The sequence below is a fragment of the Micromonospora sp. NPDC047793 genome (genome assembly GCF_040642635.1).
In the GTDB taxonomy this organism is placed as follows: domain Bacteria; phylum Actinomycetota; class Actinomycetes; order Mycobacteriales; family Micromonosporaceae; genus Micromonospora.
On the sequence record NZ_JBEYSG010000001.1, the window covers coordinates 500957 to 513559 of the forward strand.

At 71.7% G+C, this 12603-nt stretch carries 7 protein-coding genes, 1 pseudogene and 1 riboswitch; of the genes and pseudogenes, 7 read left to right on the top strand and 1 reads right to left on the bottom strand.

Annotation, left to right across the window (positions count from 1 at the left end; all coding sequences use genetic code 11):
• Positions 1-96 precede the first annotated feature (96 nt).
• Entirely contained in the window at positions 97-5865 is a 5769-nt protein-coding gene (locus tag ABZ738_RS02365; protein WP_357210421.1) for a ThuA domain-containing protein, read from the bottom strand.
• Between the two features lie 393 nt (positions 5866-6258).
• Positions 6259-6367: riboswitch (TPP riboswitch) on the top strand.
• Between ABZ738_RS02365 and ABZ738_RS02370 the strand changes: the two genes are divergently transcribed.
• The 7 genes and pseudogenes from ABZ738_RS02370 to thiC all read left to right on the top strand — a co-directional run bounded on the left by ABZ738_RS02370 (position 6362) and on the right by thiC (position 12592).
• Positions 6362-6988 carry a thiamine phosphate synthase gene (locus ABZ738_RS02370; protein ID WP_357210424.1) on the top strand — a complete coding sequence of 209 codons (627 nt, stop codon included), beginning with the start codon at positions 6362-6364 and terminating at the stop codon, positions 6986-6988. (Overlaps the previous riboswitch by 6 nt.)
• Positions 6982-8235, top strand: coding sequence for a glycine oxidase ThiO (gene thiO / locus ABZ738_RS02375; protein WP_357210427.1), 1254 nt, complete (start codon positions 6982-6984; stop codon positions 8233-8235). The genes ABZ738_RS02370 and thiO overlap by 7 nt, the downstream gene beginning before the upstream one ends.
• A 14-nt stretch (positions 8236-8249) precedes the next feature.
• Entirely contained in the window at positions 8250-8450 is a 201-nt protein-coding gene (gene thiS, locus ABZ738_RS02380) for a sulfur carrier protein ThiS (RefSeq protein WP_131055157.1), read from the top strand.
• A gap of 5 nt (positions 8451-8455) precedes the next feature.
• A complete protein-coding gene (locus ABZ738_RS02385; protein WP_131055159.1) occupies positions 8456-9274 on the top strand; it encodes a thiazole synthase in 819 nt (272 codons plus the stop codon).
• An 80-nt stretch (positions 9275-9354) separates the two neighbouring features.
• Positions 9355-9927, top strand: a pseudogene (locus ABZ738_RS02390) (thiamine phosphate synthase); the annotation flags it as partial.
• Between the two features lie 265 nt (positions 9928-10192).
• Positions 10193-10984, top strand: coding sequence for a bifunctional hydroxymethylpyrimidine kinase/phosphomethylpyrimidine kinase (gene thiD / locus ABZ738_RS02395; protein WP_131055161.1), 792 nt, complete (start codon positions 10193-10195; stop codon positions 10982-10984).
• A gap of 15 nt (positions 10985-10999) precedes the next feature.
• A complete protein-coding gene (gene thiC, locus ABZ738_RS02400) occupies positions 11000-12592 on the top strand; it encodes a phosphomethylpyrimidine synthase ThiC (RefSeq protein WP_131055163.1) in 1593 nt (530 codons plus the stop codon).
• Positions 12593-12603 lie beyond the last annotated feature (11 nt).

Consider the following 12603-nt stretch of genomic DNA (forward strand, 5'->3'; position numbering starts at 1 on the left):
GGGGCAGCGCACGCGAAGGGGCCCCGCCCGGCTGGTCGCCGGACGGGGCCCCGATCACCTGCGGAGAGTGACCGTCAGCAGGACTGGCGGTCGCTCCTACAACCGGCGGCCGGGAGCGAGCCGGGTGGGATCGCCACCCAGTCGTCCGGTGCCGGCGACGGAATCACCGTCGTTGGCGCGTACGCCCGCCTTGCTGGCCGTGCCGCCGAGCCGGACGATCATGGCGTCGGTGTCCCGGACCAGCACGTCCCGGATCTCCGCCTCACCGACCAGGGTGGCGTCGCCGGCCAGCCCCCGGAACGCGGTGAGCTGGTTGATCGCCCGCTGGTCGTTACCGGCGGCCTCCGCCGTGCGGGCGTTGGAGAGCCGGTTCGACAGCTGGGTGTGTGCCCGAGCGGTGAGCCGACCCGTCGCCTTGAACCGGTCCAGCAGGTTCTGCATGTCCCGGAACGAGGTGGTGACGAAGAATCGGACCGTCGTGGTGGTGGCGTTACCCGCCTTGTCGGTCGCGGTCACCGTCAGCTCGTGCAGCCCCAGCGGCAGCTCGTACATCGCCTGGAGGGTGCCGCTGACGTACGGGCGGTCGTCGAGCCGGCCGACCACGGTGGCGATCCCCGAGGTGGGGTCGACCGCCTGCCAGGACACCCGTACGTCCTGGCTGTCGCCGTAGAGCTGGCCGTCGGCGATGCCGGAGACCAAGAGCGTCGGCTTGGTGCCGTCGATGCGAACCACCGCCGACTTGAGCGTCTCGGCGTTGCCCGCGTTGTCGGTGGCCCGGTAGAGCAGCTCGTGGGTCCCGTCGCCGCTGATCTCGACCGGCTCGGTGTACGGCGTCCAGTCGCCGCCGTCCAACGACCACTCCAGCGACCCGACCCCGGAACCGGCGTCGGTCGAGGAGAGCACCACCGGGATCGTGCCGTCGTGCCAGCCCGCGCCGTTCGCCGGGGCGAACGCCGCGGTGCTGACCGGCGCGGTGGTGTCGATCCGGACGTCGACCGTCCGGGTCTCCTCCACGTTGCCGGCCTCGTCGACCGAGCGGAACCGCAGCTCGTGCTCACCGTCCCCGGAGACCGCCACCGGCGCGGTGTAGGCGGTCCAGGTGTCGGCGTCGTCGAGCTGGTACTCGGTGCGGGCCACCCCGCTGCCGCCCTCGTCGGTGGCGGTCAGCGTGACCGTCGTCGGGCCGGTGTACCAGCCCTCCACCGGCGTGCCGGCCACCTCGGCGGTGGTCACCGGCGCGGTGTCGTCCACCGTGCCGGTGCTCAGCCGGAAGTAGTCGAACGACACCTGCTTCGAGGCGGTCTGGTTGCCCCCGAGGGCGAACAGTCCCACCTTCGGGGTCGCCCCGACCGCCGCGTTGGTCAGCTCGGTCAGCGTCGTCCAGGTGGTGCCGTCCGCCGAGTACGACCCGGTGAAGGTGTCACCGGTGCGGGCCAGCCGCAGGTGCCACACCGACTCGGTCAGGCCCTCCGGGCCGGGCTGCGGGTTCTGGATCACCCCGTCGATCTCGCTGCGCAACTCGATCCGTCGCGACACCGGCGAGCCGGCCTGGTTGTCGACGACGAAGTCGAACTTGACGTAGTTGTCGTCGTCGCCGTACACGATCAACCCGCCCTGCTGGTACTGCTCGTCCAGCAGGCTGCCGTCGACCTTCGTCTCCAGCGTCCAGTCGCCGTCCGGCGCGTTCTGCAGGATGAAGTTCGTCGGCCCGGTGTTGTCGGTGCCGTAGATGTCACCGTTGGGTACGTCGATGCTCAACGCCCCGTCGGCCACCAGGTAGGCGGTGGCGTCCTCCCGGAGGATCGCGTTCCACCGGCACTTGTCCAGCGCGGTCCCGCCGAACTCGTCGGACGGGTCGACCGGTCCGGCCGGCTCGTCCGGCGTCACCTGGAACCAGTCGAACGCGGCGTCCACCACCGGCGCGGTCGTGCCGCCGTTGAGGGCGAACAGGCCGATCCGGGGGTTCTCGATGCCCTCCAGCGCTGCCGCCCGACCGACCGGGGTGAAGGTCAGACCGTCGGACGAGAGCGACGCCGTCAGGCTGGTGCCGTCGCTGCTGATCCGCAGGTGGACGGTGTCACCGGCCGGTGCCGCGGTGCTGTCGGCACCCTCGTTGCGAGGCGTACCCGCGGTCTCCCGGATGAACTCCACCCGCCGGCTGCCGTTGTAGAGCAGGTCCACCTTGGCGTAGTTGTCGTCGTCGCCGTAGACCAGCAGGCCGGCCTGCTGGTAGTCGGCCGTCACCGGCAGGGTCACCTTGGTGGTGGCCTGCCAGGCGCCCGACGGTGCCGGTTGGAGCACCAGGTTGGTGGCGTCGTTGCGGCTGCCGTACAGGTCGCCGGCCGAGGTGGGCAGGCGCAGTGTGCCGTCGGAGACGGACAGGAGCTGGTTCTCCCGCACCACACTGGTCCAACGCTCCCGGTCCAGGGTGGTGCCGCCGAAGTCGTCCGAACGCGTGCCGACGCAGGAGGTGTTCGGCGCGTCGACCCGGACCGGCACGGTGGCGTACGAGAAGGCGCCCCGACTGTCGGTCACCGTCAGGGTCGCGGTGAAGTTGCCCGGCCGCTCGTACGTGTGCTCGGCCTGGAGCGTGTCGGCGGTGCCACCGTCACCGAAGTCCCACTCGTACGTCAGTGGGGTGTCGCCCTCCGGGTCGACGGCGGTGCCACCGAACGCGACGGTGACCGGCGCGGTGCCGGTGCCCGGCGTGGCGGTGGCGGTGACCGTCGGCGGGGCGTTGTCGGTGACGCCCTTGCCGACGAAGTCCGCCCAGTTGACGTTGAACAGCGAACCGGAGCCGCCGCTCGGGTGCCGGGCCACGAAGAACAGAGATCCACTCGCCGGCCCGGTGACCGGGGCGGTGACGTCGGTGTACGTCTGCCAGTCACCGGTGCCCGGGACGGTGGCCGTGGCGACCACCGGTCCGTCGACCGCGCCGGCCCGGACCTCGATCACACCGCCCTCCACGCCGGAGGAGGCGCGGAACCGGATCTCGGAGATCTCGGTCAGGTCGGCCGGGTCCACCGACCACCAGTCGCCGTCCTCGATGAAGCCGATGTTCTCGCCACCGCCTGCGGTGTCGCCGGTGGCCTCGCGCTGCACGCCGGGCTCACCGCCGCCGGTGCCGTCGGCCGTGCGTCCGGTGTCGCTGAAGTACTCGGCCTGCTTGCGCTTCGGCTGGAGGATCTCGATGATCCGCCCGGTCAGCGGGCTGGCGCCGCCGGAGCCGCCCTTGTCGGTGTAGGTCGCCTCCAGCACGGTGAAGACGTCCGCCTCGGCGCCGTGACCGGCGGCGAGCTGGGTCTGCACCGTGCCGCTGCACCCGGTGTGCTGCTCCAGCGGGTGCGCGTGCTCGTCGTGCCCGAGCAGCACCTGGAGCTGGACGTCGGCGCAGTCGATCTCGCCGTCCTCCGGGTCGGTCACTGTGATCGAGTACTTGACCTGGTCGCCCCAGTTGAAGAAGCCACCGTTGGGCGGGAACTCGATCTCCACCGTCGGTGCGGTGTTGCCCACGGTCACCGGGACGTTCGCCACCGCCGTACGGCCGTTGGGGTTGGTCACGGTGAGCTGGGCGGTGTAGTTGCCGGCCTCGGCGTACGTGTGGGTGGGGTTCGCCTCGGTGGAGGTGCCGCCGTCGCCGAACGCCCAGGAGTACGTCAGCACGCCGCCGTCCGGGTCACGTGACCCGGCGCTGGAGAACTCGACCGTCAGCGGCGCCGGACCGGAGGTCGGCTCGGCGGAGGCCACCGCGATCGGGGCCCGGTCACCGGCGATGTAGTCGATCCGGTAGACGCCGGAGTTGTCGTTGTTGCCGCCGAAGCCGCTGCCCCACTCGATCAGGTACATCGCGCCGTCGGGGCCGAACTCGAAGTCCATCGGCCGGATGAAGGTCATCCCGGTGAGCAACTGGTTGATGTCGACCAGTTCCCGCCCGTCGGCGCTGACCTGCATCGTGTACATCTTGGACTGGTTCCACTCGCCGAGCAGCGCCTTGCCGTCGTAGTACGCCGGCCACTTGCGGTCCGAGTCGAGGTCGGCGTCGTACCGGTAGACCGGGCCGCCCATCGGCGCGCCGCCGCCGCCGATCTCCGGGAACCGGGGGTCACCGGTGTAGCCGTAGTCGACGGTGGCCGCGATGGCCGGTGGCAGGTTGGTCAGGCCGGTGTTGTTGGGCGAGTTGTTGACCACGGCGGCGCAGTCGAACTTCGCTCCGCTCGGGCCGGACGGGAACTGGTAGTCGTTGTACGCCTGGTTCCCGCCGTGGCAGTACGGCCAGCCGTAGTTGCCGGCCTCGGCCACGATGTTCCACTCGACCAGGCCCGCCGGGCCACGGTTCGGGTTCGCCGAGGCGGCGTCCGGACCGTAGTCGGCGACGTAGAGGGTGTCGGTGGCCAGGTCGATGCCGATCCGGAACGGGTTGCGGAAGCCCATGCCGTAGATCTCCGGCCGGGTCTTCTCGGTGCCCGGCGGGAACAGGTTGCCCTCCGGGATGGTGTACGTCCCGTCGTCCTCCGGGTGGATCCGCAGGACCTTGCCGCGCAGGTCGTTGGTGTTGCCGGAGGTGCGCTGCGCGTCGTAGTCGGCGCGGCCCGGCCGCTCGTCGATCGGCGTGTACGCGTCCGACTGGAACGGGTTGGTGTTGTCACCGGTCGCCAGGTAGAGGTTGCCGGCCGAGTCGAACGTCATGGTGCCGCCCGCGTGGCAGCAGGTGTTGCGCTGGGTGTCGACCTGGAGGACGACCTTCTCGGAGGCCGCGTCGATCGCGTCACCGCTCACCGTGAACCGGGACAGCACGTTGCGCGCCACCCCGTCGTTCGGGGCGTAGTAGAGGTACACCCAGTTGTTGGTGGCGAAGTCCGGGTCGAGGCGGATGCCGATCAAACCGTCCTCGTTGCCGGTGAAGACGTCGAGGTCGATGGCGGTGACCGTGTTGCCGGTGTCCGGCTTGACGATCTGCACCCGGCCGTCGCGCTCGATGTAGAAGACCCGGCCGTCCGAGGCCACGTCCAGCTCCATCGGGTTGCTGGTGTTGCTGTCCAGCGTCACCTTCTCGAAGCTGGCGGTCAGCGAGGCGCCGCAGTCGGCGTCCTGCACCCCGGCCGCGGTCCGGATGCCGCCGAGCAGATGACCGAGGAACTGCGGCTCGGCGTACGACTCGTTGGTGTGGCCGCCACCGGTGTACCAGGCCCGGCCGCCGTCGTAGTCCTGGCACCAGGCGATCGGGTGGTCGTGACCCATCGCGCCGGAGCCGGGGGAGTAGCTGGTCTCGTCCAGCGTGGCCAGCACGTGCACCTTGCCGCGCGGGTTGGTGCGGTAGTTGTACCACTCGTCGAACCGGGACCAACGGTCCGGCAGGTCCGCGGTGGACGGGTGCGCCGGGTCCTCCACCTTGACCGTGGCCTGCTGGTTGGCCGGGTGGCTGTTGAAGTACGCCCCGACCAGGCCGCCGTACCACTCCCAGTCGTACTCGGTGTCGGAGGCGGCGTGGACGCCGGCGTACCCGCCACCGGCCCGGATGTAGCGCTCGAACGCCGCCTGCTGGTCGGCGTTGAGCACGTCACCGGTGGTGGAGAGCCAGATCACCGCCTGGTATCCGGCGAGGTTCTGGTCGGTGAAGGCGGTGCTGTCCTCGGTGGCGTCCACGGTGAACCCGTGTTCCGCGCCGAGCTGCTGGATGGCGGCGATGCCGCTCGGGATCGAACCGTGCCGGAAGCCGGCGGTCTTGGAGAAGACCAGCACCGAGAACGGGTCGGCCTCGGCCTGCGGGGCCGGCGCCTGGGCTACCGGAACGGGGGCGGCCTGGGCGGCGGGTGCGCCGGCGAGCGTGGTCGCGGCCAGTCCGAGGGTGAGAAGGGTGGCGGTCATGGGCACGCGCATACGGCGTGGTCGGAACACTCCGGTCTCCTTGATCCTTGCCGGACAGGGGTCGCGGGGGCCGGCTCGCCGAAGACCGTCCCTGATGGAGCCGCAGCCGGAGTGCCGTGCCAGGGCTTCCGTTGCGGCATTATGTCGAATCGCTGAACAAATTAATTCCGCTGAATCGATCCATGGCAAGGTTTCGATGGGTAACGTTTCGGTATCGGTGGGCTGTAATTACCGTTTTTATGTGTGAAGCACGCATTCCCCCTGTGCAAGGCGGGGTCCCCTGCTAACGCCTGCGGTAGAGGAAGGGACCCCTCCTAACGCCGGCGGCGGAGCAGGCCCCCCTGGCGGGACGCACCTTGGCAGGTCAGCGGATCTGTCGTACGGTGGCCACGCAAGTGACCCACGGGAGCCCGGTCGACCGGGCTGAGAGGGGGGCTGTGAGCCCCCGACCGTCGAACCTGATCCGGGTAATGCCGGCGCAGGGAGGAGAGTTGCCGTGCCGTCCCTGGGACGACTGCATCTGATCACCGACACCCGGCCCGGGCGGGATCCGCTCGCCGTGCTCCGGGCCGTACTGCCGGTGGCCCGTACCGAACTCCTGGTGCAGGTCCGGGTCGAGGACTCCGCGACCGACCGCGAGGCGTACGACCTGACCCGACGGGTCCTCGCCCTCTGCGCGCCGTACGCGGTCGACTGCCTGGTCAACGACCGGCTGCATGTGGCGTTGGCCACCGGCGCGGCCGGTGGTCACGTCGGCGCGGACGACCTGCCGGTCGCGGCGGCCCGGCAGGTGCTCGGCCCGGCCGCCGTGCTGGGGGCCACCGCCCGCGAACCGGCCTCGGCCACCGAGGCGGTCGGTGCCGGCGCGAGCTATCTGGGCGTCGGTCCGTGCCGGGCCACCACCACCAAGGACGGTTTGCCGCCGGCGATCGGCGTCTCCGGGCTGAGGGCGGTGGCCGAGGCGGTCACCGTGCCGGTGTACGCCATCGGCGGGGTGAGGCTGGCGGACGTGCCCGCGCTGCGCGCCGCCGGGGCGTACGGGGTGGCGGTGGTCGGTGTGCTCTCGGCCGCCGCCGATCCGGCTCGCGTCGCGGCGGAGCTGATCGGAGCGTTGACGTGTTAGCAGGGGACCCTTCCTCTACCGCAGGCGTTAGTAGGGGGCCCTTCCTTACACCCGACGTAGCTGTCGTGGGTGGGGGGCCGATCGGTCTGGCGATCGCCTGGCGCTGTGCGGCGCGCGGGTTGCGGGTGGTGGTGCACGATCCCGCGCCCGGCTCGGGTGCCTCGCACGTCGCCGCCGGGATGCTCGCGCCGGTGGCCGAGGCGTACTTCGGCGAGCAGGAACTGACCGCCCTGCTCACCGAGTCGGCCGCCCGCTGGCCGGCGTTCGCCGCCGAGCTGACCGAGGCGACCGGCGCCGACATCGGCTACCGCACCGAGGGCACGCTGATGGTCGGGCTCACCGCCGACGACCTCGCCGAGGCGCGTCGCCTCTGGGCGTACCAGCAGGGACTGGGGTTGCCGGTGACGCCGCTGCGCCCCTCGCAGCTGCGCGACCGCGAGCCGGCGCTGGCGGTCCGGGTCCGTGGTGGGGCGCTCGCCGCCACCGACCACCAGGTCGACCCGCGCCGACTGGTGCCGGCACTGCGACTCGCCGCCGAGCGGGCCGGTGCGACGGTGGTCCCGGAGCCGGTGCGGACACCGGCCGACGTCCGCGCCCGGGTGACCGTGATCGCCGCCGGCTGCGGCGCGGCCGCCCTCACCGGGTTGCCGGTCCGCCCGGTGAAGGGCCAGGTGCTGCGGCTGCGCGCGCCCGACGGCGGCCCGCCGGGCTTCCGGCACGTCATCCGGGGGTACGCCGACGGCGAGCACGTCTATCTGGTGCCCCGCGACGACGGTGAGGTGGTCGTCGGGGCGACCGTCGAGGAGCGCTCCGATCTGGCGGTCGGTGCCGGCGCGGTGCTGCGACTGCTGCGTGCCGCGACCGATCTGTTGCCGGAACTGGCCGAGTACGACCTGGTGGAGGCGATCGCCGGGCTGCGCCCCGGCACCCCGGACAACGCCCCGATCCTGGGTCCGTTGCCGGGCCGGCCGGACGTGCTGGTCGCCACCGGTCACCACCGGCACGGCATCGTGCTCACCCCGGTGACCGCCGACCTGATCACCGACCTGGTGACCGGGGCGACCGCCGACACCATCGGCAGCCCGTTCCGCCCCGAGCGCTTCGCCGCCGACGTCGGGCCGGGTGACCGGTTCGGCGCGTTCGTCGCCGACGCCGGACCGGGCGAGGGCTTCGGCACGTCCGCTGCCCACGTCGGACCGGGGGACGGCCTCGGCGCGTCCGGCGACGCCACCCGACCTGCGCAGTGAACGGAGGATGCCTGATGGAGTTGACGGTGAACGGTGTCGGACGCCATGTGTCGGACGAGGTCACGGTCGCCGAACTGGTCCGCGACGTGACCCCGCAGCCGCGCGGCGTCGCGGTGGCGGTCAACGGCGAGGTGGTGCCGCGTACCGACTGGCCGGCGACGGTGCTGCGGGGCGGCGACCGGGTCGAGGTGCTCAGCGCCGCCCAGGGCGGGTGAGCGGGATGGACCGCACACCGTCGACTGACGGGCACGAGGTGGACGCCGGCACGAAGGGCTTCGAGCTGGGCGGGGTCCGGTTCGGCTCCCGGCTGGTCCTGGGCACGGGCGGGGCCGCCAACCTGCACGTGCTGGAGCAGGCGATCCGTGCCTCCGGCACCGAGCTGGTCACGCTGGCCCTGCGCCGGGTGGACACCGTCGCGGTCGGCTCGGGCGGCCTGCTCGACCTGCTGGACCGCTGTGGCGTACGTCTGCTGCCGAACACGGCCGGCTGCTACACCGCAGGTGAGGCGGTGAAGGTGGCCCGGCTGGCTCGGGACGCGTTCGACACCGACTGGGTCAAACTGGAGGTGATCGGCGACGAGCGCACGCTGCTGCCCGACGGGGTGGAGCTGCTGCGCGCCGCCGAGGAACTGGTCGACGACGGGTTCACCGTGCTGCCGTACACGTCGGACGATCCGGTGCTGGCCCGGCGGCTGGCCGACGTGGGTTGCGCTGCGGTGATGCCGGCCGGCGCGCCGATCGGCTCAGGGCTGGGCGTCAACAACCCGCACCACATCCGGCTGATCCGTCAGGACGTGACGGTCCCGGTGATCCTCGACGCGGGCATCGGCACTGCCTCGGACGCGGCCCTGGCCATGGAGCTGGGCTGTGACGCTGTCCTGCTGGCCAGCGCCGTCACCCGGGCCGAGGACCCGGTCGCGATGGCCACCGCGATGCGGTACGCGATCGAGGCGGGCCGCCTCGCGTACGGCGCGGGACGTATTCCGCGTCGCTTCCACGCGCTCGCCTCCACGCCCGACGACGGTCGACCAGACCTGTGACCCGCCACGTCGCCGATCCTGGTGTTGACCCGCCCCTCCAGGAGACTCTTCGTACCAAGCTCCAGCTGGTCTCGGGTGTGGTGCTGTTGACGGATCGCCGGGCGGCGCGGGGGGACCTGCGCGATGTGGTGGCGCAGGCGGTCGCCGGGGGAGTGCGGTGCGTGGTGCTGCGCGAGAAGGACCTGCCGCGTGTCGAGCGCCTGGTGCTCGCCGCCGAGCTGCGACCGATCCTGGCCGAGGCGGGCGGCACCCTGATCGTCGCCGGCCCCGACCCGCTCCTGCCCGAGACCGAGCCCGCCCCGCGGATCCCCAGCACCTTCGGCGGGGCATTCGTCGCGCTCCACCTGCCGGCCGCCGGCCCGTACCCGCCACCCGTCGCCGACCTGGTCGGCCGCTCCTGCCACGACGAGGCGGAGCTGGACCGACTCACCACCGAGGACTACGTGACCCTGTCACCGGTCTTTCCCACCCGCAGCAAGCCCGGTCACGGCCCACCGCTGGGCCCCGACGGCCTGGCCGCCCTGGTGGGTCGCAGCCCCGTGCCCGTTCTCGCTCTGGGCGGCATCGAGACTCCCGCACAGGTCCGGGCCTGCGTGGAGGCCGGCGCCACCGGTGTGGCCGTGCAAGGCGCCATCATGCGCGCCCGAGACCCCCACCAGGTCGCCACCACCCTCACCATCGCCCACCACGAGCTTCTCCAGAAGCAGCCCCCAGCCCCACCCCACCCCGCGAGACTCCCCCGAGGCAGTGCCCCCAAAGCCGCCCCCCACCGACCCGTCCCGACGGGCAACGCCCACGACGGGCTGCGGCCGACCGTGCCCACGCAGGGATCAAGCCTGACCGCCCGGAGTGGGCACGGTCGGCCGCAGCCCTGAACCGCAACCCAGAACAAGCAAGAACCAAGCCAAGAGGAGACACGTGACAACCCCGACCACCGTGCTCACCGTCGCCGGCTCGGACTCCGGTGCCGGTGCCGGCATCCAGGCCGACCTCAAGGTCTTCGCCGCGCTCGGTGCGTACGGCACGAGTGTGCTCACCGCAGTGACCGCGCAGAACACCCGGGGGGTGGACGCGGTCCTGCCGTTGCCGCCGCAGATGGTCAGCGACCAGTTGGACAGCGTGTTGTCCGACTTCGAGGTGCGCGCGGTCAAGACCGGGATGCTCGGTACGCCGGCGGTGGCGCAGGCGATCGCCGAGGCGGCGGCGGCCGGTCGGCTGCCGCAACTCGTGGTCGACCCGGTGCTGGTCGCCACCAGTGGACATCGTCTCGGCGTGGTGGAGGCGGTGGAGCGGCTGTTGCCGTACGCCCGGGTGGCGACGCCGAACAGCGCAGAGGCCGCCGCCCTCACCGGGGCGCCGGTGACCGGCGTGGCGGAGATGACGGCGGCGGCGCGGGCGCTGGCGGCGGGCGGAGCCGAGTGGGTGATCGTGACCGGCGGTGACGTGGACACCGGCGATGAGGCGGTGGACGTGCTGCACGGTCCGGACGGCACGACGGTGCTGCGGGCCCCACGGGTGCCGACCCGGCACACGCACGGCACCGGTTGTTCGTTCTCGGCGGCGACCGCCGTGCGGCTGGCACTGGGCGACCCGGTGCCGGCGGCGGTCGCCGCCGCCAAGGAGTACGTCACCCGCGCGCTGGCCGGTGCGCGGGACTGGGAGTTGGGCGCGGGACGCGGCCCGATGGACCACTTCGGCTGGTCCGCTTAGGCGAGGGAGGCTGTCATGCAGGCACGTCGCAAGGTCTATGTCGAGGGTTCGCGACCGGACGTCCGGGTGCCGTTCGCGGAGGTCGAGCTGACCGGGGACAACCCGCCGGTCCGGCTCTACGACACCGCCGGGCCGGGCTCGGACCCGGAGGTCGGTCTGCCGCCGTTGCGGGGACCGTGGATCGCCGAGCGGGGGGACGTCGCCCCGGTACGCGGTGCCGGAACCCCGTTGGGCGGGGCGGACGGCAACCGTCCCACGCAGCTCGCGTACGCGCGGGCCGGGGTCGTCACGCCCGAGATGGAGTTCGTGGCGATCCGGGAGGGGATGGCACCGGAGTTCGTCCGGGACGAGATCGCTGCCGGTCGGGCGGTGCTGCCGCTGAACATCAACCACCCGGAGTGCGAGCCGGCGATCATCGGCAAGGCGTTCCTGGTCAAGGTCAACGCCAACATCGGCACCTCGGCGGTGACCTCCTCGGTGGCCGAGGAGGTCGAGAAGTTGACCTGGGCGACCCGGTGGGGCGCGGACACCGTGATGGACCTGTCCACCGGCAAGCGCATCCACGAGACCCGCGAGTCGATCGTGCGCAACTCGCCGGTGCCGATCGGTACGGTGCCGATCTATCAGGCGTTGGAGAAGGTGGGCGGCGACCCGGTGAAGCTGACCTGGGAGGTGTTCCGGGAGACCGTGATCGAGCAGGCCGAGCAGGGCGTGGACTACATGACGGTGCACGCCGGGGTGCTGCTGCCGTACGTGCCGCTGGCGGTCAACCGGGTGACCGGCATCGTGTCGCGGGGCGGATCGATCATGGCGGCCTGGTGCCTGGCGCACCACGAGGAGAACTTCCTCTACACGAACTTCCGGGAGCTGTGCGAGATCCTGGCCCGCTACGACGTGACGTTCTCGCTCGGCGACGGGTTGCGGCCGGGCTCGATCGCGGACGCCAACGACGAGGCCCAGTTCGCCGAGCTGCGGACGCTGGGCGAGCTGACCCGGATCGCCTGGGAGTACGACGTGCAGGTGATGATCGAGGGACCGGGCCACGTGCCGATGCACAAGATCAAGGAGAACGTGGACCTCCAGCAGGAGTGGTGCCACGAGGCGCCGTTCTACACGCTCGGTCCACTGACCACCGACGTCGCGCCCGCGTACGACCACATCACCTCGGCCATCGGCGCGGCGATGATCGGCATGTTCGGCACCGCGATGCTCTGCTACGTCACGCCCAAGGAGCACCTGGGGCTGCCGGATCGTGACGACGTCAAGGCGGGGGTCATCGCGTACAAGATCGCGGCGCACGCGGCGGACCTGGCCAAGGGGCACCCGGGCGCGCAGGCCTGGGACGACGCGCTCTCCAAGGCGCGGTTCGAGTTCCGGTGGGAGGACCAGTTCAACCTCTCGCTCGACCCGGAGACGGCACGGTCGTACCACGACGCCACGCTGCCCGCCGAGCCGGCGAAGACCGCGCACTTCTGCTCGATGTGCGGGCCGAAGTTCTGCTCCATGAAGATCAGTCAGGACCTCAAGGAGTACGCCGCCCGGGGCATGCAGGACAAGTCCGAGGAGTTCCTCGCCTCCGGCGGGCGGGTGTACCTGCCGCTGGCCTGACGACCGTCCCG